At 73.8% G+C, this 20,538-nt stretch carries 22 protein-coding genes; 16 read left to right on the top strand and 6 right to left on the bottom strand.

Annotated features, from left to right (window positions below; all coding sequences use genetic code 11):
* Nucleotides 1–27: 27 nt before the first annotated feature.
* On the bottom strand, nucleotides 28–1,890 hold the full coding sequence (locus tag ACPOLA_RS12655; RefSeq protein WP_435770799.1) for a sigma-70 family RNA polymerase sigma factor: 1,863 nt from the start codon (nucleotides 1,888–1,890) through the stop codon (nucleotides 28–30).
* A 400-nt stretch (nucleotides 1,891–2,290) separates the two neighbouring features.
* Here ACPOLA_RS12655 and ACPOLA_RS12660 point away from each other — a divergent pair, with 400 nt between their 5' ends.
* The 4 genes from ACPOLA_RS12660 (at nucleotide 2,291) to ACPOLA_RS12675 (ending at nucleotide 6,743) form a co-directional block, all read left to right on the top strand.
* Complete coding sequence (locus tag ACPOLA_RS12660) at nucleotides 2,291–2,860, top strand: RNA polymerase sigma factor (RefSeq protein WP_435770800.1); 570 nt, start codon at nucleotides 2,291–2,293, stop codon at nucleotides 2,858–2,860.
* Nucleotides 2,857–3,450 carry a hypothetical protein gene (locus ACPOLA_RS12665; RefSeq protein ID WP_435770801.1) on the top strand — a complete coding sequence of 198 codons (594 nt, stop codon included), beginning with the start codon at nucleotides 2,857–2,859 and terminating at the stop codon, nucleotides 3,448–3,450. Before ACPOLA_RS12660 ends, ACPOLA_RS12665 begins: the two co-directional genes overlap by 4 nt.
* A gap of 1 nt (nucleotide 3,451) precedes the next feature.
* Nucleotides 3,452–6,118, top strand: coding sequence for a CHAT domain-containing protein (locus ACPOLA_RS12670; RefSeq protein WP_435770802.1), 2,667 nt, complete (start codon nucleotides 3,452–3,454; stop codon nucleotides 6,116–6,118).
* 148 nt (nucleotides 6,119–6,266) lie between these two features.
* Nucleotides 6,267–6,743, top strand: a complete 477-nt coding sequence (locus ACPOLA_RS12675; protein ID WP_435770803.1) for a hypothetical protein — start codon at nucleotides 6,267–6,269, stop codon at nucleotides 6,741–6,743.
* Nucleotides 6,744–6,770: 27 nt separating this feature from the next.
* Here the strand turns inward: ACPOLA_RS12675 and ACPOLA_RS12680 are convergent, their stop codons facing one another.
* Both ACPOLA_RS12680 and ACPOLA_RS12685 read right to left on the bottom strand, forming a co-directional pair.
* Nucleotides 6,771–7,001 (bottom strand): acyl-CoA carboxylase subunit epsilon, encoded by a 231-nt coding sequence (locus ACPOLA_RS12680; RefSeq protein WP_435770804.1) that lies wholly within the window; start codon nucleotides 6,999–7,001, stop codon nucleotides 6,771–6,773.
* A gap of 25 nt (nucleotides 7,002–7,026) precedes the next feature.
* Nucleotides 7,027–8,649, bottom strand: coding sequence for an acyl-CoA carboxylase subunit beta (locus tag ACPOLA_RS12685; protein ID WP_435770805.1), 1,623 nt, complete (start codon nucleotides 8,647–8,649; stop codon nucleotides 7,027–7,029).
* A 65-nt stretch (nucleotides 8,650–8,714) separates the two neighbouring features.
* Between ACPOLA_RS12685 and ACPOLA_RS12690 the strand changes: the two genes are divergently transcribed.
* The 7 genes from ACPOLA_RS12690 to ACPOLA_RS12720 all read left to right on the top strand — a co-directional run bounded on the left by ACPOLA_RS12690 (nucleotide 8,715) and on the right by ACPOLA_RS12720 (nucleotide 14,414).
* The gene (locus ACPOLA_RS12690; protein ID WP_435770806.1) at nucleotides 8,715–9,560 is read left to right on the top strand and encodes a biotin--[acetyl-CoA-carboxylase] ligase; all 846 of its coding nucleotides are present in this window, start codon (nucleotides 8,715–8,717) and stop codon (nucleotides 9,558–9,560) included.
* Nucleotides 9,561–9,567: 7 nt separating this feature from the next.
* Nucleotides 9,568–10,080, top strand: a complete 513-nt coding sequence (locus tag ACPOLA_RS12695) for a PH domain-containing protein (RefSeq protein WP_435770807.1) — start codon at nucleotides 9,568–9,570, stop codon at nucleotides 10,078–10,080.
* Entirely contained in the window at nucleotides 10,073–11,032 is a 960-nt protein-coding gene (locus ACPOLA_RS12700) for an adenylate/guanylate cyclase domain-containing protein (protein ID WP_435770808.1), read from the top strand. Before ACPOLA_RS12695 ends, ACPOLA_RS12700 begins: the two co-directional genes overlap by 8 nt.
* A 78-nt stretch (nucleotides 11,033–11,110) precedes the next feature.
* Nucleotides 11,111–11,437: a winged helix-turn-helix domain-containing protein gene (locus tag ACPOLA_RS12705; protein ID WP_435770809.1), complete on the top strand. Its 327-nt coding sequence runs from the start codon at nucleotides 11,111–11,113 to the stop codon at nucleotides 11,435–11,437.
* Nucleotides 11,438–11,527: 90 nt separating this feature from the next.
* Nucleotides 11,528–12,646, top strand: a complete 1,119-nt coding sequence (locus ACPOLA_RS12710; RefSeq protein WP_435770820.1) for a 5-(carboxyamino)imidazole ribonucleotide synthase — start codon at nucleotides 11,528–11,530, stop codon at nucleotides 12,644–12,646.
* Between the two features lie 34 nt (nucleotides 12,647–12,680).
* Nucleotides 12,681–13,205 carry a 5-(carboxyamino)imidazole ribonucleotide mutase gene (purE, locus tag ACPOLA_RS12715; RefSeq protein WP_435770810.1) on the top strand — a complete coding sequence of 175 codons (525 nt, stop codon included), beginning with the start codon at nucleotides 12,681–12,683 and terminating at the stop codon, nucleotides 13,203–13,205.
* Between the two features lie 9 nt (nucleotides 13,206–13,214).
* Complete coding sequence (locus ACPOLA_RS12720) at nucleotides 13,215–14,414, top strand: heparan-alpha-glucosaminide N-acetyltransferase domain-containing protein (RefSeq protein WP_435770811.1); 1,200 nt, start codon at nucleotides 13,215–13,217, stop codon at nucleotides 14,412–14,414.
* Here ACPOLA_RS12720 and ACPOLA_RS12725 read toward each other — a convergent pair.
* Nucleotides 14,368–14,790 carry a CoA-binding protein gene (locus ACPOLA_RS12725; RefSeq protein WP_435770812.1) on the bottom strand — a complete coding sequence of 141 codons (423 nt, stop codon included), beginning with the start codon at nucleotides 14,788–14,790 and terminating at the stop codon, nucleotides 14,368–14,370. The two genes, ACPOLA_RS12720 and ACPOLA_RS12725, sit on opposite strands and share 47 nt — an antisense overlap.
* 63 nt (nucleotides 14,791–14,853) lie before the next feature.
* Here ACPOLA_RS12725 and ACPOLA_RS12730 point away from each other — a divergent pair, with 63 nt between their 5' ends.
* From ACPOLA_RS12730 to ACPOLA_RS12750, 5 genes are all read left to right on the top strand, one after another.
* Nucleotides 14,854–16,023, top strand: a complete 1,170-nt coding sequence (locus ACPOLA_RS12730; RefSeq protein WP_435770813.1) for an acyl-CoA dehydrogenase family protein — start codon at nucleotides 14,854–14,856, stop codon at nucleotides 16,021–16,023.
* A gap of 70 nt (nucleotides 16,024–16,093) precedes the next feature.
* Nucleotides 16,094–16,951 (top strand): SDR family NAD(P)-dependent oxidoreductase, encoded by an 858-nt coding sequence (locus ACPOLA_RS12735; protein WP_435770814.1) that lies wholly within the window; start codon nucleotides 16,094–16,096, stop codon nucleotides 16,949–16,951.
* Nucleotides 16,952–17,073: 122 nt separating this feature from the next.
* On the top strand, nucleotides 17,074–17,616 hold the full coding sequence (locus ACPOLA_RS12740) for a hypothetical protein (protein WP_435770815.1): 543 nt from the start codon (nucleotides 17,074–17,076) through the stop codon (nucleotides 17,614–17,616).
* Nucleotides 17,617–17,686: 70 nt separating this feature from the next.
* Nucleotides 17,687–18,433 carry a class E sortase gene (locus ACPOLA_RS12745; protein ID WP_435770816.1) on the top strand — a complete coding sequence of 249 codons (747 nt, stop codon included), beginning with the start codon at nucleotides 17,687–17,689 and terminating at the stop codon, nucleotides 18,431–18,433.
* A 63-nt stretch (nucleotides 18,434–18,496) separates the two neighbouring features.
* Nucleotides 18,497–18,640: a DUF1059 domain-containing protein gene (locus ACPOLA_RS12750; RefSeq protein WP_435770817.1), complete on the top strand. Its 144-nt coding sequence runs from the start codon at nucleotides 18,497–18,499 to the stop codon at nucleotides 18,638–18,640.
* Here ACPOLA_RS12750 and ACPOLA_RS12755 read toward each other — a convergent pair.
* Together ACPOLA_RS12755 and ACPOLA_RS12760 are read right to left on the bottom strand one after the other, a co-directional pair.
* On the bottom strand, nucleotides 18,637–19,500 hold the full coding sequence (locus ACPOLA_RS12755; RefSeq protein WP_435770818.1) for a crotonase/enoyl-CoA hydratase family protein: 864 nt from the start codon (nucleotides 19,498–19,500) through the stop codon (nucleotides 18,637–18,639). The genes ACPOLA_RS12750 and ACPOLA_RS12755 overlap by 4 nt on opposite strands.
* A gap of 61 nt (nucleotides 19,501–19,561) precedes the next feature.
* Nucleotides 19,562–20,538, bottom strand: a 977-nt coding sequence (locus ACPOLA_RS12760; protein ID WP_435770819.1) for an LCP family protein, incomplete at its 5' end; no start/stop codon positions are given.

A 20,538-nucleotide genomic window follows, 5' to 3' on the forward strand; every position in this document is an offset into this window, starting at 1 on the left:
GAAGCATGACCTTCCCACGCGACGAGATCAGGGACCGAAGGTCTGCTGGTCTCGCTCGACGCCGTCGGCGGTGAGGGTGGCGGTGCCGGAGTAGGGGACGCCGCCCGCAGTCGCCACGACGACCGGCGCGGGATCACCGCCGGTGTAGGTCAGCTCGCAGTCCACCCAGTCCTGACCCTGGAGCACCACGTGCTCGGGACCGTGCCGGATCTCGCGACGGCCGGAGGCGCCACCGGTCCAGCAGTGCCACCCGGCCCCGTGGTCCTCCAGGACCGTGACGTCTGCGTCGAGGTCCAGCCGCACCCTGATCGAGTACGGCGCCGGGCCGGATGCCGCGACGTCGATCGTCACGCCGCTCGGCGTGGCCACGGCCGAGACGATCGACGGGCAGGGGTAGTGGCTGCCGAGGTCGCCGCTGAACGTGGTGGGGGCGCCCGGCGCCAGGACGTGGCCGGCCTTCGCCGTCGCGGTGACCGTCCACGGGCCCTGCTGGCCGTCACCGGAGGTGAGCGTGTAGCGCACACCGTCCGTGGTGGGGAGCGCCACGTGGCCGTAGGTGCCGCAGCCGCTGATCGCCGTGGCTGTCGGGGCGACGGGGGTCACCTCGACCCGCTCGACCGGCTCGCTCGGCTCGGCGGTCACCGGTGGGCGCGCCAACGTCGGCGAGCCCGCGGGCGGAGCGGGTGCGGCCTGCTCGACCATGGCCGCCGGTGGCACGGCCGGGTCCGGAGGCTCCGGCGCGGTGACCGGGTCGGCCGCGGGCGGACGGTACGGCACCGGAACCACTGCGGGGGTGACGAAGTCGGCCCTCAGCCGGCGCAGGGGAGTCGAGCCGACCGGCGCCGGCCGCTTCCCGGCCACCGGTGCGTCGACGACTCCCGGCGCCGGCGTCCGGGCGGGTGGGTCCGGCGGCGCGGACGCGGTGTCGTGCGCCCGCGGCCACCAGGCGACCGTCGCCACGGCGGCGAGTGCGACGGCGACCGCCGCCAGCGCCATCAGCAGGGGGCCGCCGGCCGTCGTGCCCGCGGGACGCAGCACGCGGCGCAGGGCGGCCACGCCGTCGCGGATCGGGTCGCCGACGCTGCCCCCCGCGCCGAGGGCCGTCCCGGCGCCCAGCTGCGCGGTGCCGCCCAGGAGCACGACCGGAAGCAGGAGGGCGGCGAGCCTTCGGTTGGTGTGCTCCAGGTCGGCGAGAGCGGTCGTGCACGCGACGCAGTCGGCGACGTGGGCCTCGACCCGGGCCGTCGCCCGAGGGCTGAGGTTGTCGCGGACGTACTGGCTGAGCCGGTCCTGGACCCACCGGCAGTGGCGGTCGCTGGGCGGCGTCCCGAGCCGGCGGTCGAGGTAGGCCAGCCGAAGCCCCTCGCGAGCCCGGTAGGCGAGGGAGGAGACCGCTGCGGGGCTGGACCGCAGGAGGGTCGCGACCTCCGGGATCGACCGGCCCTCGACCTCGAGGTGCCACAGCACCCGTTGCCACTTCTCCGGCAGGGTGCCGAACGCGGCGACGGCGTCGTCCTCACCGAACCCGTCGAGCAGCGCGTCCTCGGGCGCCTCGGCGGGCTGCTGCCTGTCCTCCAGCAGCCACGGCTGGTCGGACACGGGGCTCTCCCGACGGGCGAGCCGCAGTGCGTCGGCGTAGCGGTTGCGGATCGTCGTGAAGAGGTAGGCCCGGAAGTTCGTGGCCGGCCCTCGGCCGCCGCGCAGCTGGGAGATGACCCGGGCGAACGCGTCGGCGACCAGGTCCTCGGCGGCGGAGGCCCCGGCGAGGGCCGACGCCAGCCGGCGGGCGGCCGCCACGTGCGCGGCGTACAGGTCCTCCAGCGCCGAGTCGTCGCCGGCCCGCGCACGCAGCAGCAGGGCCGCCTCGTGGGCGTCCGCGGCGCTGCTCATGGCGTCCTCCTGTGCGCGGCGGAGTGACGGGGGGAGGCTCCGCGCGCGGCCCCGCTGCCTCGGGAGCGCAGGGGGCGGTGTCGCCGTGACCAACGACGTACGCCGCCGAGCGTGACACGCGCCTCGGAAATAAGTCCGGGATTCGATCGAAAATCGCGTCATGCCCGGCGGGCCGACCAGTCATGTATCGGAGTGCCGCGGCGCTCGGCCGGGCAGGGCGCTGGAACCCGTCCGGTCGGGGAGGGAGGGAGCGCCGCGGCCTCACCTGCTTCTCCGTGCCGTTCGGGCGGCGCGGGCGGCGATGCCCCCCAAGACGCACCCTCGAAATGGAAATCCCATGACACACGCAACGAGTGAGGCCCCCACTCCTGACCGCGAGCCACAGGCCACCCGCCCCAACGTGGTTCCGTTCCGGTCGCGCATCCGTGACCGCAACCCGGGTCAACCGACCGACGCAGAGCTCCTCGACCGGTGCCGTCGCCGCGACGCCGAGGCCTGGAACCTGCTGGTCGCACGCTATGAACGGCTCGTCTACTCGGTCGCCCTGCGCAACGGCCTCGGCCCCGAGGACGCGGCCGACGTGACGCAGGGCACGTTCGTGACCCTGATCGACTCCCTGGACCGGATCCGCGACGAGGAGCGGCTGGCCTCCTGGTTGATGACGGTCACCCGCCGCCAGTCGTGGCGGGTGCGCAACCTCTCCCGCCGCCACGTCGACCTCGACACCGTGCCGGAGACCGCCGAGGACCCGCTCGGCGACTGGGACACGGTGGTGACCCTCCACTCCGCGCTGGCGCAGCTGGGCGGGACGTGCAAGGACCTGCTCCACGCGCTGTACTTCGAGGCGGAGAGCCCCAGCTATGCCGAGATCGCCGCCCGGTTCGGCCGGTCGGTGGGAGGCATCGGCCCGCTGCGCGGACGATGCCTGGAGAAGCTCCGCGACATCCTGACCGAGGAGGAGGCACGATGAACCGCAGCCCGAGCTTCGCTGAGCTCCTCGACCTGGCCGAGGGCCGGCTCGACGACGACCGCGCGCGGCTGCTCGCCGACCGGATCGCGGTCGACGACCAGGCCGCGGACACGCTCGCCTGGATCGAGCAGTTCCTCGCCGATGCCCGGCGGCTGCCGCTCCATGCGCCGCCCGCCGACCTCAGCGCCCGCCTGCGCGACGTGTTCGCCGAGCACCACGGCGCCCGTGCCGACGACACCTGGACCGACGCCGGGTTGCTGCACGACACGCGGGTCCAGGCGGCCGGGCTGCGCTCGGCCGGGACGCAGGACGCCGTGCACCTGGCCTTCGACAGCGCGTTCGGCCGGTTCGTGCTGGAGGTCCGCCGCGCCGGCGCCGGCACCGTCGATCTCGCGGGGTTGGTCCTCCTCGACCGGGACTCGGCGGGCGCGGACGTGAGCTTCCTCGAGGCCGGCGTGGTGCGCCGCGTCGCCCGGACCGATCGACACGGGCGCTTCGAGGCGCGGGACGTGCCCGCCGTGGTCGACGAGCTGCGCCTGGCTGCGGGGGCGGCCCGGGTGCGCACCGAGCTCGACCTCCGGCAGCTTTGACGTGCGCGCCGGACCGGTGTCGGAGGTGGCCGGCACCGCTGCTCGGCGAGCCCTCGGCCGGGACCTCGACCGGGACCTCGACGAGGCCGCCGCCGCCCTCCACCAGGACCCGGCGCGCTGTGCCGCGCTGATCAGTCGGGTGGAGCTGGCGCTCCGGGGGCATCGCGACCTGGAGCGGGCCGCACGCGTGCAGCAGCTGAGGGGAGACCTGCAGGAGGCGACGGGCCAGCGGATAGAGGCGCTGCGGTCCTACCAGACCGCCCGGCACAGCTGGCTCGCCGCCGGACGGCAGCTCGAGGCCCGCGAGGCGATGCTCGGCCGGACCCGGGTCCTGCTCGCCGCCGGGGAGTACGACGACGTGCTGGCCGCGGTCGGGCGGATCCAGGCCGGGCTCGACGAGCTGGGCCCGCCCGCCGAGCCGTTGACGACCCGGCTGCACCTCCTCGCCCACCAGCAGCTGGGCGACGCCCGCGCCGGCCGCGGTGAGCTCGAGGTCGCCCGCCGGCACTACGACGTCGCCGAGGAGCTGGCGCGGGACCTCGGGGACCCGCACCAGGTGGCGGAGCTCGGCCTGCGGCGCGGCACCGCACTGCTCATGGAAGGGCTGGCACACGCGGCGGTCGACGAGCTGCGGCGTGCGCGCCGGACCTTCCTCGAGGTCGGCTCGGCGCCCGCCGCGGCACGCACCCTGGTGCCCGTGGCCGCCGCCCTGGCCGTGATCGGTCACGTCATGGCGCCGCTGGAGATCCTGGACCGGGTCACCGGACAGCTGGTGGGCAACAGCCCGGCGCTCGCGGAGGTCGAGCTGGTGCGGGCCACGGTGCTGCTGCGGGCCGGCCTCGCGGCCGAGGCCCACCACCGGGCGGCGTCCGCCGAGCAGGCGTTCACCGCGCTGGGGATGATGGAGCGCTGCGCGGGAGCGGCGTTCGTCGCAGCCGCCGCGTCGCTGCGGCTGCGCCGGCCGGACGCTGCCAAGCGAGAGCTCGCCGTCGCCGAGCAGCTCTACGCCGAGTGCGGCGCGCGCGGGCTGCACGACCGGACACGCCTCCTGCAGGCCCGGGTGGAGCTGGCGGCCGGGGACCCGGCGGCTGCGGTCCGCATCGCCCGCCGGCTGGTCGACGGGGACGCCCCGACGAGCCGGCCCCTGGCGGTGCGCGCCAGGCTGCTGGTGGCGCGGGCGACCGACGACCCCGATGCCGCGGAGTCGATGATCGCGTCGGCCGCCGACAGCGTGGTGCGCCTTGGCCATCCCGAGCTCCGCCTGGAGCTGCGCCTGGTCCGGGCGCTCCATCATCGCCGGACAGGTCGCGCCCGAGTAGCGCTGGACGAGCTCCGCAGCGCCTACGAGCTCGGTCGCCACTGGTCGACCCGGTCCGCCGTCGGGGGCCTGTCCACCGACGACCTGTGTCTCGGGGAGATCACCGACCAGCTCATCGACGTCCTCCTCGAGCGCGGCGGGCACGCCGCTCACGTCGAGGCCTGGCAGCGGGCGGCAGTCGCGAGGTCCGCGTCGTTGGGTCCGTTGTCGGACCGGGCGCGAGGCTGGACGGTCGAGGGACCGGCGGAGCCCGTGGACCTGGACGAGCTCATCGACCGCGTGCACGACCGGCGGGCAGGGGCCGCTCCGGTGGTGCCGCCCGCCGACCTGCCCGCGGTGCCCGAAGGGCCGCTCATCGACTACCACGTGCTGGAGGACGACGTGGTCGCGTTCGTCGTCCGCGAGGGCCAGGTCCACGTCCGCCGGCTCGCCGGCGTGGCGGGGGAGAGCCGGCGCCACGTCACGTCCTGGCAGCAGGAGTGCGTGCTGCTCGCGGCGACCCGGCCGAGCCCCGGCGGGTCGTCGGCCAGCCTCGACGCGCTCTACGACCTGCTGATCCGGCCGCTCTCGGACCTGCTTGCCGACCTCGGGTCCGAGCCGCTCAGCGTCGTCGGACACCGCCACCTGCACTGGGTGCCGTTCGAGGCGCTGCTCGACGTGGCCGCTCCCTGGCGTGACCGCATCGTCTCCGCACCCCATCTCGCGCGATCGCAGCATCCCGCCGGACCGGCCGTGCCCGAGCCTGCCGCCGCGCGGCAGGACGCGCCGGCCCCGGCGGCCCCGGGGTCGGTGCTGGTGCTCGCGGTGCCCGACGACCACGCGCCCGCGATCGGTGCGGAGGCAGCCATGATCGCGGCCACGATGCCCGGTGCCGAGGTCCACGTCGGGGACGAGGCGACCCGATCGGTGCTCGCGACGCGCGCGGGCGGGACGGACGTGGTGCACCTGGCCGGGCACGGTGCCTTCCGCGACGGCAACCCGCTGTTCTCGGCCGTGCGGCTCGGCGACGGCTGGCTGCGCGCCGTCGACCTCCTCGACGAGCGGCTCGACCTCGGCGGCAGCGTCGTGGTGCTCAGCGCCTGCGGCTCCGGACTCGCCTCCGACGCGACGTCGCAGCCCGTCGGACTGGTGTGGGCGTGCCTTGCTGCCGGGGCGGGCGGTGTCGTGGCGGCGCTGTGGTCGATCGACGACGAGGTCACCCTGGCCCTGATGTCCCACTTCTACGAGCGGCTGGCCGCGGGCGACCACCCGCGCGAGGCGCTCGCGCGAGCGCGGCGCACGGTGGCGGAGCGGTGGCCCCACCCCTACCACTGGGCGGCCTTCCGCTACTTCACGCTGCCCGACTCGTGAGGCGGGCAGCTCGGGAAATCACCCCCCTTCCCGGATCACGCCACCCGGCCCGGCGCACCAGTGAGGCATGACCAGCAGCCTGGACACCGCGGTGGCGCCTGCGACCACGGCTGCCGGGCCGTCGCCACGACCACAGGAGCCACATCCCTTGGCCAGCTCGCCCGACGACCACGACCGCTCGCCCGCGGAGGACCTCGACGTGGACTGGCCACCCCACGTGCCGCACCGGGAGATCGACGCCCTGATCGACCGCCTCCATGCCGGCGCGACGGTCGACCCGGCGGAGGCCTACCGGCTGCTGCGGCTGATCGCCAAGGAGGCCCAGCGGCTGCGCGCCATGTCGCTCCGGCTCACCACCGGCCGGCTCGCCGAGGCCGACCGCGAGGCGCAGCAGATCATCGCGGAGGCGCTCGGGCACGCCGACTCGATGCGCTCCATCGGCCTGCGGGTGCTCAACAACCGCCTCGACGAGTCCGAGCGGGTGCTCGCGACGCTCCGCGAGGCGTTCCGGGTCGAGCTGCGGGCCGCCGAGTTCGCAGAGGTCGCCGACGAGCGGTGGCGGAGACCGGGCCGGCACCCGGCCGACCAGCCGGCCGACGAGCTCGCCGAGGACGACGAGCGCTGAGCCCCCACCCCGATCCCGGGCGCCGGCTCAGCGCGGCAGGCCGCTGGCGCGCCAGGCCCCGCGCCCGTGCGGCAGGGAGCGACCGGGAGCCACCCGCATCCGGCGTGCGGGCGCGGCCCACTCCGAGCGGGGCGGCTCCGACGCCGGGGCGCCCCCGCCGAGCGCCGAGAGGACCGCGACGATGACCGCGACCTCCTCCGGCGTCGTGCTCGGGGTCACGATGCGCAGCAGCGGCGCGGTGCTCTGCTCGTCTGTCATGGGGTCCTCGGGTCTCGGCGCCGGCTCAGAGCGGGATGTTGCCGTGCTTCTTCGGCGGCAGCGTCTCGCGCTTGGTGCGCAGCAGGCGGAGGGCGCGGACGACCTCCACGCGGGTCTCGTGGGGCATGATCACCGCGTCGATGTAGCCGCGCTCGGCCGCGATGTAGGGGTTGGCGAGCGTGGTCTCGTACTCGTCGATCAGCTCGGCGCGCTTCGCCTCGACGTCGCCGCCCTCGGCCTCGACCGCCGCGAGGGTCTTCCGGTGCACGATGTTGGCCGCACCCTGGGCGCCCATCACCGCGATCTGCGCGGTCGGCCAGGCGACGTTGATGTCGGCGCCGAGGTGCTTGGAGCCCATCACGTCGTAGGCGCCGCCGTAGGCCTTGCGGGTGATCACGGTGACCAGCGGCACGGTGGCCTCGGCGTAGGCGTAGATCAGCTTGGCGCCGCGGCGGATGATGCCCAGGTGCTCCTGGTCGACGCCGGGCAGGAAGCCGGGCACGTCGACGAAGGTGAGGACCGGGATGTTGAAGGCGTCGCAGGTCCGCACGAAGCGCGCCGCCTTCTCGGAGGCGTCGATGTCGAGCGTGCCGGCGAACTGCATCGGCTGGTTGGCCACGACGCCCACGGAGCGTCCCTCGACCCGGCCGTAGCCGACGATGATGTTGGGCGCGAACAGCGGCTGGACCTCGAGGAACTCCTCGTCGTCCAGCACCGACGTGATCACGTCGTGCATGTCGTAGGGCTGGTTCGGGCTGTCCGGGATGATCGTGTCGAGCGCCCGGTCGGCGTCGGTCAGCTCCATCTCCGCGGCCTCCTCGAAGACCGGCGGCTCATCGAGGTTGTTCTGCGGCAGGTAGGACAGCAGCGCCTTGACGTACTCGATGGCGTCCTCCTCGTCGGAGGCCATGTAGTGGGCGTTGCCCGACTTGGTGTTGTGGGCCCGGGCGCCGCCGAGCTCCTCCATGGTGACGTCCTCGCCGGTGACGGTCTTGATCACGTCGGGTCCGGTGATGAACATCGCCGAGGTCTGGTCGACCATGATCGTGAAGTCGGTGACGGCGGGGGAGTAGACGTGGCCTCCCGCGCAGTTGCCCATGATCATCGAGATCTGCGGGATCACGCCCGAGGCGTGCACGTTGCGGCGGAAGATCTCGCCGTACAGCCCGAGCGAGACCACACCCTCCTGAATGCGGGCGCCGGCGCCCTCGTTGATGCCGATGATCGGGCACCCGGACTTGATCGCCAGGTCCATCACCTTGGTGATCTTCTCGCCGTAGACCTCGCCCAGCGAGCCGCCGAAGACGGTGAAGTCCTGGGAGAAGACGCACACCTGCCGGCCGTCGATCGTGCCGTAGCCGGTCACCACGCCGTCGCCGTAGGGACGGGTCTTCTCCAGCCCGAACGCCGTCGAGCGGTGCCGGGCGAGCTCGTCGAGCTCCACGAAGGAGCCCTCGTCGAACAGCATCTCGATGCGCTCGCGGGCGGTCTGCCGCCCCTTGGCGTGCTGCTTCTCGACCGCCTTGGCCGAGCCTGCGTGCACGGCCTCGTCGAGCCGGCGCTCCAGGTCGGCGAGCTTGCCGGCCGTGGTGTGGATGTCCAATTCAACCTGGTCTGCCTGTGCTGCGGGCTCAGCCTGGGCGGTCAACGTGGCCTCCTCGATCTGGACGCCCGGGGTTTCCTCGGGGCGTCTGCTGCGACAGGGTAGTGGCTGTGACGAACGGCCTGACCCAGCACCCTGATCGTGGACCCCTGGACGCGGAGCGACTGGCCGAGGCCTTCACCCTCGTCCCCGACCTGGGCCTGGAGCTGCAGCCGGAGGCGCCGTCCACCAACGAGGTCGCCGCGCAGCGAGCGAAGGCCGGTGCGCCGGAGGGCCTGGTCGTGGTGGCCGACCACCAGGTCGCCGGGCGCGGACGGCTCGACCGCACGTGGGAGACCCCGCCCGGCACGGCCGCCACGTTCTCGATGGTGCTGCGTCCGTCGGTGCCGGCATCGTCCTGGCCGTGGCTGCCGCTGCTGGTCGGGCACAACGTCGCGAAGGCGCTGACGTCGCTCGGGTACGACGCCCGCGTGAAGTGGCCCAACGACGTGCTGCTCGACGGCACCCGCAAGGTCGCCGGCATCCTCGTCGAGCGCGTGGAGACCCCCGACGGGCCGGCGGCCATCGCGGGCGTGGGCATCAACGTGGCGATGACGGCGGACGAGCTCCCCGTGCCGACCGCCACCAGCCTCGCGGTCGCCACGGGCGGCTCGCCGACCGGAGCACCGGACCGGACCACGGTGCTGCTCGCGGCCGTGGCGGCGATCCGCGAGGGGTACGACGTCTGGCAGGCCGGCGGCGACCAGGGCACCTCGCGGCTGGCGGCGTCGTACCGTTCGCAGTGCGCGACCCTCGGGCAGCAGGTACGGGTCGACCTGCCCGGCGGCGGCACCCTGACCGGCCGCGCCGTCGACGTGGACGACGACGGCCGCCTGGTCGTCGAGACGGCGGACGGGGTCGAGCGGGTCGGCGCCGGCGACGTGGTGCACGTCCGGCCGGCGGATTTGATGGGATGATCCTCCGGTGGCCATCTCCCAGAAGCTGCTCAACCCCGGTGAGCGCCTGATCATCAGCACCCGCCAGCACCCGAAGGCGCTGTTCGTGCCGATCCTGCTGCTGCTGCTGCTGCTGGCCGCGGCCGTGGCGGTCCAGGTGCTGGCCGACGTGCAGGTGGTCACCTACATCGTGTGGGTGCTCGCGATCCTCGGCATCCTGTGGTTCACCGTCCGTCCGTTCTTCGTGTGGCTGACCACCGTGCACGCCTTCACCGACCGGCGGATCATCACCCGGCAGGGCATCATCACCCGGCGGGGCCACGACATCCCGCTGGCCCGGGTCAGCGACATCTCCATCGAGATCAACCTGATCGACCGCCCGTTCGGCTGCGGCAGCCTGCTCATCGCCGACGCGTCGACCCACGGCATGGTCCGGCTCAACGACATCCCGCACGTGGAGGCCGCGCAGCGGCAGCTCAACGAGCTGCTGCACGAGCTGCACCGCGGTCCCAGCGCCCGCCGCGCCGACGAAGGTGTCTGAGGACGGCGCCGGGCGCGAGCTCCTCGCCGAGGAGCCGCGGCTGACCGCCGCCGACGTCGCGGAGCGGGCGGGCATCCAGGTCGAGAAGGCGCGACGGCTGTGGCGCACCCTCGGCTTCCCGGAGCACGGCGACGCCCGCGCCTACACCGAGGCGGACGTCGCCGCCCTGCGGCTGCTCGTCGACGTGCTCGCCGACGGCTTCCTCGACTTCGAGGCCTCGCTGAACGTCGCCCGCGGCGTCGGGCTGACCATGGCGCGGCTCGCGGACTGGGAGGTCGGCGAGCTGGTCCAGCACGCGGAGGAGGCCTTCGCCGAGCGCGGCGAGGAGGGCGGCAGCGCCAGTGCCTGGCTCGTGGAGCAGTACGGCGCCCGCTTCGAGCAGCTCCTGATCTACGCCTGGCGGCGTCACCTGGCGGCCGCCGTGGCGCGAATGGACTCGGTCCGCGCCATCGACGCCGACCCGCACACGACCGACCTCACGGTGGGGTTCGCCGACATCGTCGGCTTCACCGCCCTCTCCAACGAGGTGACCCGCGAGCGGATCGGCGAGCTGGTCGAGCTGTTCGAGGCCCGCTGCGGCGACGTCATCGCCCGCGAGCAGGGCCGGCTGATCAAGAGCATGGGCGACGCGGTGCTCTTCGTGAACGACAGCCCGCTCCGCGCGTTCGCGACCGCCGAGGGAATCATCAACGTGATCGGTCGCGACCCCCGGATGCCCGACGTCCGGGTCGGTCTCGCCTCCGGCGGCGTGGTGCTGCGGCTCGGCGACGTCTTCGGTCCGCCCGTCAACCTCGCCGCCCGGCTCACCCAGGTCGCGCGCCGCAACCGCATCATCGTCGACCACGCGACCGCGGAGCTCCTGCCCGCGGACCAGATCGAGGCCCGGCCGCTGCCCCCGCGTCCGGTCCGCGGCTTCGGCGTGGTGGAGCCCGTCGCCGTACGCCGTCAGTGACGCCGATCGGCCCGCGCCGCTAGGCAAAATTCTCCGCGTTTCCCCTCGGCGACAGACCGGCGAACCTACCTTGACCCTGTGATCGAGGTGCAGGACGTACGGGTCGATCCCGCGGCCCGTCGCGCATGGCGCGGGGAGCGGGAGGTGGTCCTGTCCCGGAAGGAGTTCGACCTCGTGCACGCCCTGATCGCCCGCGCCGGCTCCGTGGTCACCCGCGAGGAGCTGATGCGCGACGTGTGGGGCGTGAACTTCTGGACGTCGTCGAAGACGATCGACGTCCACCTCGGGTGGGTGCGCCGCAAGCTGGGCGACGACACGCGCCAGCCGCGGCTGATCACCACCATCCGCGGGCAGGGCCTCCGGTTCGAGACCGGCGAGGAGGCCGACCTCACCGGTTCGGCCTGAGCCCGGTCGCATAGGGTGCGGGCCGTGCGCGCGACGGACCCAGGACCCGCTCCCCGCATCGCCGTCGTCGGCGGCGGCCAGCTCGCCCGGATGATGGCGCAGCCCGCCGTGGCACTGGGGGTTCCGCTCCGGCTCCTGGCGGAGGCGGAAGGTGTCTCCGCGGCGCAGGTGGTCCCCGACCAGCTCGTCGGCGACTACCGCGACCTGGCGACGCTGCGACGGGTGACCGAGGGCTGCTCCGTGGTCACCTTCGACCACGAGCACGTGCCGACCGAGCACCTGCGGGCCTTGGCCGCCGACGGCGTGGTCGCCCACCCGGGGCCGGAGGCGCTCGTGCACGCCCAGGACAAGATCGTGATGCGGGAGGCGATGACCCGGCTGGGGGCCCCGCAGCCCCGGTGGGCGGTGGTCGCGTCCGACGGCGACGTCGAGGAGTTCGGCCTGCCGTGCGTCCTCAAGGTGAGCCGCGGCGGCTACGACGGCAAGGGCGTCTGGGTGGTCCGCACCGTCGAGGACGCGGCGGAGCCGCTGGCCGCGGCGGAGCGCAGCGGCGTCCGCCTGCTCGCCGAGGAGCTGGTCGACTTCCGGCGCGAGCTCTCGGCCCTGGTGGCACGGTCGCCGAGCGGGCAGGCGGCGGCCTACCCGGTCGTCCACACAGTTCAGGTCGACGGCGTGTGCAACGAGGTGGTGGCGCCGGCTCCCGACCTCGACGACGCGCTCGCCTCGTCCGCGCAGCAGCTCGCCCTGCGGATCGCCGGGGAGCTCGGTGTCACCGGCATCCTGGCCGTCGAGCTGTTCGAGGTCGCCGACGCCGACGGACGGCCACAGGTGCTGGTCAACGAGCTCGCGATGCGCCCGCACAACACCGGTCACTGGACGCAGGACGGAGCCGTCACCAGCCAGTTCGAGAACCACCTGCGCGCCGTGCTCGACCTGCCGCTCGGCTCACCCGAGCCGCGCGCCCGCTGGACGGTGATGGTCAACATCCTCGGGGGTGAGGACCCCACGGTGGGCCGCCTGTACGACGGCTACCCGCACGCCCTCGCGCGCGACCCGCGGCTGCGGGTGCACCTCTACGGCAAGGACCTGCGGCCGGGTCGCAAGGTCGGCCACGTCAACGTCTACGGCGACGACCTCGACAACTGCCTGGAGCGCGCGCGCCACGCCGCCGCGTGGTTCCGCGGCGACCTCGGCGACGAGAGCGAGTGACCCCGCCCGGCGTCCCGGCACTAGGCTCCGCCGCATGACTGCGCGCGTGGGCATCGTGATGGGCTCCGACTCCGACTGGCCGGTGATGCAGGAGGCCGCCGACGCGCTCGGGCAGTTCGACGTGGCCCACGAGGCCGACGTGGTCTCCGCCCACCGGATGCCCGAGGAGATGCTCGCCTACGGCAGGGAGGCCGCCGGGCGCGGGCTCTCGGTGATCATCGCCGGGGCCGGCGGGGCGGCCCACCTGCCGGGCATGCTGGCCGCGGTGACGCCCTTGCCGGTGATCGGCGTGCCGGTGCCGCTCAAGCACCTCGACGGCATGGACTCGCTGCTGTCCATCGTGCAGATGCCGGCGGGCGTCCCGGTCGCCACCGTCGCCGTCGGCGGCGCGCGCAACGCCGGCCTGCTCGCCGTACGCATCCTGGCGGCGACGGACCCGGCGCTCCAGGATCGGATGCGAGTGTTCCAGGCCGACCTCCGGGCGACCGCACAGGCGAAGGGCGCCGTGGTCCGCGGTGACCGCGACCGCGGCACCGGGCTGCCGCCGATCGTGGAGTAGACCGAACGCGTGGTGGCCTCCCGCGTGCTGCGTCCGGGACGCCTCGTCGGCATCGACGTGGCGCGTGCCGTGGCGCTGGTCGGGATGATCGCGACGCACGTCCTCGACAGCCACACGCCGTCCGGTGGGCTGACCCTCACCCAGGAGCTCGCGGGTGGCCGCGCCTCGGCCCTGTTCGCGGTGCTCGCGGGGGTGAGCCTCGCCCTGGTGAGCGGTGGGGTGGAGCCGTTCCGCGACCGCGACCCGAGGCGCACGATCCTCGGGCTCGCCGCGCGGGCCGTGCTGGTCGCGCTCCTCGGCCTGGCGCTCGGCGAGCTGGAGAGCGGGCTGGCCATCATCCTGGCCTACTACGGCGTGCTCTTCCTGTTGGGCCTCCCGTTCCTCGCGCTCCGCGCCCGCAGCCTCGCGGCGCTCGCCGGGGTCTGGCTGGTGGCCGGCCCGGTGCTGTCCCACCTGGTCCGGCCGGAGCTCCCGGAGCGGGAGTGGACGAGCCCGGACTTCTCGCGCCTCGCCGAGCCGGGGTCGCTGCTGGCGGACCTGCTCCTCACCGGCTACTACCCGGCCGTGCCGTGGCTCGCCTACCTCCTGGCGGGCATGGCGCTGGGCCGGACCGACCTCCGTGGCTGGCGCGTGCCCGCTCGGCTGGTCGTGGTGGGCGCGGGCCTGACCGGCCTGGCGATCGCGGTGTCCCGGCTGTGCACGTCGAGCCTCGCCGTGCGCGAGGCGATCCACCCGTGGGGTCCGATCACACACGACGAGCTCCTCGCCGTGCTGGCCGAGAGCCAGCACGGCAGCACCCCCACCGGCGGTCCGTGGCAGTGGCTGCTGGTGGCCTCGCCGCACTCGGCGACCCCGTTCGACCTGGCCCAGAGCATCGGCAGCGCGCTCGTCGTGATCGGCGTCGCGCTGCTCCTGGCCCACGTCCTGCCGCGGGCCGGGCGGGCCGTCCTCGCCGTCGCCGGCGGGGCCGGGACGATGACCCTCAGCCTCTACTCGCTGCACGTGGCGATGCGGACGCCTCAGGTGTGGCCGCCGGAGCGGCCCGGCACGTTCGTGTGGCACGTGGCGGTCGTGCTCGTGGTCGGCGCCGGTTTCGTCGCCTGGGGCCGGCGCGGCCCGCTGGAGGTCGTGGTCGGGTGGCCGGCCCGGGCCCTCCGCCCGGTCACCGCGAGGGGCCGGGCCACTCGATCTTCGGGCACGCGTCCATGACCATCAGCAGCCCGGCGGCGGTGGTGCGCTCGAACGCCGCGGCGTCCACCACGCCGAGCTGGAACCACACCCCCTTGGCGCCGACCGCGACCGCCTCGTCGGCGAACCGGCCGGCTGCGTCCGAGCGCCGGAAGACGTCGACCACGTCGACGGCGAACGGGACGTCGGCCAGCGTCGGATAGCCCTGCTCGCCGTGCACCGTCGGTGCGTCGGGGTGGATGGGCACGATCCGCTTGCCGACCTGCTGGAGGAAGCGGGCGACGCCGAACGCGGCGCGGCTCGGGTCGTTCGAGAGCCCCACGATCGCCCAGGTCTCCAGGTCCTGCAGCATGGTGGCGATCGCGGTCGGGTCCTGCCAGTTGGTGACGCGGGTCACGGAGCACCTCCGTCGATGGGTGGCCGGGGTCCTCTCCAACGTAGCGATTACTAGGATTTCCATGTGAACCCCGACTTCCCCGCCTACCAGCTGCCGGACGAGCACCGGGCGATCCGCGAGGCCGTCCGCTCCCTCTGCGAGGCGAAGGTCGCGCCGTTCGCCGCCGAGGTGGACGAGCAGTCCCGCTACCCGCGCGAGGCCGCCGACGCGCTCCTGGCAGCCGACTTCCACGCCCCCCACGTGCCCGAGGAGTACGGCGGCGCGGGGGCGGACGCCCTGGCGACCGCGATCGTCATCGAGGAGGTCGCCCGGGTCGACGTGTCCGCCTCGCTGATCCCCGCGGTGAACAAGCTCGGCTCGCTGCCGATCCAGATCGGCGGCTCGGAGCAGCTGAAGAAGTCGTACCTGACGAGACTCGCCGCGGGTGAGGGCTTCTCCTACTGCCTCTCCGAGCCCGACGCGGGGTCGGACGCGGCGAACCAGCGGACGCGCGCCGTGCGCGACGGCGACGACTGGGTCCTCAACGGCGTCAAGCGGTGGATCACCAATGCCGGCGAGTCCGAGCTCTACACCGTGCTCGCCACCACCGACCCCGAGCTGCGCTCGAAGGGTGTCTCGGCGTTCGTGGTGGAGAGGTCCGACGAGGGCGTCTCGTTCGGTGCGCCGGAGCGCAAGCTCGGCGTCAAGGGCTCGCCGACCCGCGAGGTCTACCTCGACAACGTGCGGATCCCGGGCGACCGGCTCATCGGCGAGGTCGGCCGGGGCTTCGAGTACGCCATGCGCACCCTCGACCACACCCGGGTCACGATCGCCGCCCAGGCCGTCGGCGTGGCCCAGGGAGCCCTCGACTACGCCCTCGGCTACGCCAAGGAGCGCCAGCAGTTCGGCAAGCCGATCGCCGACTTCCAGGGCCTGCAGTTCCTGCTCGCGGACATGGGCATGAAGGTCGAGGCCGCGCGCCAGCTCACCTATGCGGCCGCCGCCCGGTCCGAGCGCGGCGACGCCGACCTCACGTTCTTCGGCGCCGCAGCCAAGTGCTTCGCCTCCGACGTGGCGATGGAGGTCACCACCAACGCCGTCCAGGTGCTCGGCGGCTACGGCTACACCCGCGACTACCCCGTCGAGCGGATGATGCGCGACGCGAAGATCACCCAGATCTACGAGGGCACCAACCAGGTGCAGCGGATCGTGGTGGCCCGCCAGCTGCTGGCCGGCATCCAGAGCGAGCTCTGAGCCCGGCCCGCCGACGGTCTCGCCGACGGGCCGGCTGACGGTCCGGCTGCGGGCGCCGTACCCTGCCCGGGTGCTGACGTCGCTGCGCCGCGGGATCGCCCGCGCAGGTCTCGACCCGGTGCCGGATCCCGGCCGGCTGCTCGCCGAGTCGACCGGACGGGTGCGTCCCGTCGCCGGCAAGCGGGTGCTCGTCACCGGCGCCTCGTCCGGGGTCGGGCGCGCGGCGGCGCGGCTCCTGGCGCGCCACGGGGCGACCGTGCTGACGGTCGCCCGGCGTGCGGAGGAGCTCGCCGCCCTGGACGCCGAGATCGCCGACGCCGGCGGGGCGTCGTACGCCTTCACCTGCGACCTCACCGACGGCGCGGCGATCGACCGGCTCAGCCGCGACGTCCTCGACCGGTTCGGCGGCGTGGACGTGCTGGTCAACAACGCCGGCCACTCCATCCGGCGGTCCGCGGCCGACACCGTGCCCCGGCCACACGACCACGAGCGGCTGATGCGGCTGAACTACCACGCCCCGGTGCGGCTGACGCTCAACCTGCTCCCTGCGCTGCGCGAGAGCCGCGGTCAGGTGGTCAACTCGTCCACCTGGGGCGTGCCCGGAGGGCTCATGCCGATGTTCAGCGCCTACCACGCGTCCAAGTCCGCGCTCGCGGCGTTCGGTCGCAGCCTCCAGGCCGAGGAACGACGCCACGGGATCGCGGTCACCTCCCTGCACTTCCCGCTCATGCGCACCCCGATGATCGCGCCGACGCCGGGGTACGACGCCCGTGCCGCCCTCGAACCGGAGGACGCGGCGCACTGGGTGCTGACCGCCGTGCGGCACCGGCCAGCCGAGCTGATGCCCGCCTATGCGACCGTCCTGTCGGTGGCCGGCGCGATCTCCCACCGGCTGAATGAGCGGATGGTCGGCGCGGCCAGGCCGTGAGTGCGGTAGGGTGCCGCAACAGGGGTAACTCTTGCCCCGCAACCTCGTTGGACCACCTAGGTAGGTCCCGCGGGGGACCACATGGGGAACCGAGATCGCCACCGGGAGGCGCCGTGAAGCGCATGTTGATCATGTTGGGCGTGCTCGCCGCGGCGCTCGTCGCAGCGCCGCCCGCGCAGGCCGAGCCCTACTCCCCGCTGCCGACCAGCTGCACGATCGACGTGCCGGTGCACGTCGCGGGCAAGCGCGTCGTCTTCGAGGCCAGCGTCGACACCACCAACGGCACCGCGGTGACCGGCACCGTCGAGATCAGCGTCGCCCGCGGCGGGGGTGCGGCCCGTGCCGCCCAGGTCGCCGGCGGCCGCGAGGTGTGGGAGACCACCGCCCGCTACGACGGCGACACGCTCCGCGTGGTCGGCCCCCGGCTGCGTCCGGGCCAGTACATCGCCTCGATGCGGTTCACCCCTGACAACGAGCTCTACGGCTCCTGCACCGACGCCGTCGGCTTCCGCGTCGGCGCGGCGGGCGGACCCGGCGGCGACCGCACTCCCGACGCCGCAGGCCTGCCTAACACCGGCGGCCCGCACCTGACGCTCCTGCTGCTGGGCCTCGGCCTGGTCGCCGTGGGCGGCGGCGTCGCGGTCCGGGCGCGCGCCACCGCCTGACGCGCGGCCCCGCAGCTCTCGCCCCGAGCGGGCGGGCACCGGCGTCCGGAGGGGACGTCAGGAGGGACTGATGATGACTCGGATCGACGAGCCGCCGGTCGAGCAGACCCGCGTACGACGCCGCCGGTCGCGGCCCGCGGTCGAGGGCGACGACAAGGCCGCGCCCTCCCGCCGCCGTCGGATCACCTTCTGGCTCGGCTGCGGGCTGATCGCGGCCGGCGTCGCCGTCCTCGCCTGGGTGGCCTGGCAGTTCTGGGGCACCAACTGGCAGTCGCAGCAGCGCCACGACGAGGTCACCAGTGCGCTCGAGGACGGTTGGGGCGACGGACATGACGTCGTGCGCACCGAGTTCGGCAACGCGAGCGCCATCCTGCACGTGCCCCGGTTCGGCAAGGACTTCTCCGTGCCGGTCCTGGAAGGGTCCTCCGACGAGGTGCTCGCCGCCGGCGTCGGCCACATGGAGGACACCGCCGCCGGGCAGAAGGGCAACTACGTCCTCGCCGGCCACCGGGTCACCCATGGCGAGCCGTTCGCCGACTTCCCCGAGCTGCGGCCCGGTGACGAGATCATCGTGGAGACCCGCGAGGCGACGTACACCTATGAGCTCGACACGGGTGGCGAGGACCTGATCATCCCGTTCACCGAGGTGTGGCCGCTGGACGAGAGCCCGGTCAACCCCCGGGAGGGCGGCACGCAGCCGCCGGACGACGCGGGCGACCACCTGATCACCCTGCTCACCTGCTCGGAGATCTTCCACACCGACAACCGCTCGGTGGTCTTCGGTCACCTCGTGAAGACCGAGCCGGTCCAGGGCTGAGCGCCACTAGCATGGCGAGGCACCCCGGCCGCTCCACCGCGGCCGCCTGACCCGGGAGGTCCGATGCCCTCGCTGCGCTGCCCCTGTGACGTCACCCTCCGGGGCGACACCGACGACGAGCTGGTCGAGAAGGTGCAGGAGCACCTCGCGGCCGAGCACCCCGGACGGGAGTACTCCCGCGAGGAGATCCTGTTCATGGCGATCTAGAAGACGGCCGGCAGCTCCGAGGCCTTCCCGGTGAACCGGGGCTCCCGCTTCTCCAGGAACGCCTGCACGCCCTCCTTGCCGTCGGCGAGCGAGGTCCAGTACATCGCCAGGGAGTCGCTGAGGTGCGCTTCGAGCGGCTCGGCGGCCGCGCTGTTGCAGTAGAGCAGCTGCTTGGCCAGGCCCAGCGCGACCGGCGAGCGACCCGTGACGAACGAGCGGGCCAGGTCCTGGGCCGCCGGCAGCAGCTCGTCGGGCTCGTGCACGCTGCGGAGAAGCCGGCCCGCCAGCGCCTGCTCGGCGGTGAGGATGTCGGCGGAGTAGACCCACTCCAGCGCCTGCTGGATGCCCACGATCCGCGGCAGGAACCAGCTCGAGCAGGCCTCGGGCACGATCCCCAGCCGCCCGAAGACGAACCCGATCCGGGCCTTGGTGGAGGCCATCCGGAGGTCCATGGCCAGGGTCATGGTCGCCCCGATGCCGACCGCCGGGCCGTTCACGGCGGCGATGACCGGCTTGGGCAGGGTGTGGATCGCGAGCGTCACCTTCCCGCCGGTGTCGCGGATGCCGCTGTCGTAGGGCTCCTCGTCGTACGACGCCCGGAACTCCTCGGGAGTCGGTCGCAGCTCCTCGTCGAGCCCGAACACGTTGCCCGCGGCGTTGAGGTCCATCCCGGCGCAGAAGGCGCGGCCCCCGCCGGTGACCACGACCGCCTTCACCGCGTCGTCGCGGGCGTCGGTCAGGAAGACCTGCTCGAGCTCGCGCGCCATGGTCAGGTCGAACGCGTTGAGCGCGTCGGGCCGGTTCAGGGTCAGGGTGGCGACGCCGTCGCCGTCGACGTCCCAGAGCAGGGTCTCGTACAAGGGTTCTCCTCGGGTCCAGGGGTCCAGGGTTCAGGGGGGCCGGTGGTCCGGTCGGTGCGGGTCAGTCGGCGAGGCCGGTGGCGGTGCACAGGCGCTTGGTGATCTCGTCGGTCTTGTCGGTCGCGACCTTGTCGAAGAGCCGCCCGGCGCGCTCGCGGTCCCAGCTCGCGTCGCCGCCGGCGAGCGGCACGGTGCAGGACTTGCCGACGTCGGTCATCGCGAGCGCCCAGCGGCCGGCGTCGACGGGGCCGGTGCCCTCGCCGAACCGGAAGAAGTCGGGCACGGCGCTGTTGAGCTGCCACCAGCGAACCGGGTTGAGCACCGACCACGGCGAGAGGACCTTGTCGCCGACGGCCGCGACCACCTCCCGCTGCTGCTGCACGCGGGCGAGGTCGGACAACGGGTCGTGCTTGCGGGCGCGGGCGTAGGCGAGGGCGGTCCGGCCGTCGACCTCCTGGCAGCCCTTCTTGACGTTGAGGCCGGAGTCCCGGTCGCGGATCCGGCGCTTGGGGCAGATCTCGATCCCGCCGACGGCGTCCACGACGCCGACCAGGCCGCCGAAGCCGATCTCGACGTAGTGGTCGATGCGCAGCCCGGTGGCCTGCTCGAGGGTCTGCACCAGCAGCTTGGTGCCGCCGCGCGAGTAGGCGGAGTTGATCTTGTGCACGCCGTGGCCGGGCATCTCCAGAGGGGAGTCGCGCGGGATGGAGATCAGGGTGTTCGGCCCGTCGCCGGTGTGGAGCAGCATGATCGTGTCGGTCAGCTCGCTCTGCGCGTCGCCGGTGTGGAGCCGCCGTCGCTCGGCCTTGGAGAGGCCGGCCCGCGAGTCGCTGCCCACGAGCAGGTACGTCGTCCCCGGCTGGTCCTCGGGGCGGTTGCCGGACGGCTCGAAGTCGACCTTGTCGACCTGGCTCCAGGTGAACAGCGGCACCGCGATGGTGAAGGCCAGCCACACCACGAGCAGCCCGACCAGCGCCTTGACCCAGGTGCCGGGACGCCGCCAGCGGCCGGGGCGGGTGCCCCGCGGCGGTGGCGGAG

Source organism: Nocardioides proteolyticus (assembly GCF_051280635.3).
Classification (GTDB): domain Bacteria; phylum Actinomycetota; class Actinomycetes; order Propionibacteriales; family Nocardioidaceae; genus Nocardioides.

Excerpts from the sequence above, each read along its gene's own strand:
- ACPOLA_RS12655 (WP_435770799.1), bottom strand. The coding sequence starts at position 1,890 with ATGAGCAGCGCCGCGGACGCCCACGAGGCGGCCCTGCTGCTGCGTGCG.
- ACPOLA_RS12665 (WP_435770801.1), top strand. The coding sequence starts at position 2,857 with ATGAACCGCAGCCCGAGCTTCGCTGAGCTCCTCGACCTGGCCGAGGGC.
- ACPOLA_RS12680 (WP_435770804.1), bottom strand. The coding sequence starts at position 7,001 with ATGACAGACGAGCAGAGCACCGCGCCGCTGCTGCGCATCGTGACCCCG.
- ACPOLA_RS12710 (WP_435770820.1), top strand. The coding sequence starts at position 11,528 with ATGATGGCGCAGCCCGCCGTGGCACTGGGGGTTCCGCTCCGGCTCCTG.
- purE (WP_435770810.1), top strand. The coding sequence starts at position 12,681 with ATGACTGCGCGCGTGGGCATCGTGATGGGCTCCGACTCCGACTGGCCG.
- ACPOLA_RS12740 (WP_435770815.1), top strand. The coding sequence starts at position 17,074 with ATGTTGATCATGTTGGGCGTGCTCGCCGCGGCGCTCGTCGCAGCGCCG.
- ACPOLA_RS12745 (WP_435770816.1), top strand. The coding sequence starts at position 17,687 with ATGATGACTCGGATCGACGAGCCGCCGGTCGAGCAGACCCGCGTACGA.
- ACPOLA_RS12750 (WP_435770817.1), top strand. The coding sequence starts at position 18,497 with ATGCCCTCGCTGCGCTGCCCCTGTGACGTCACCCTCCGGGGCGACACC.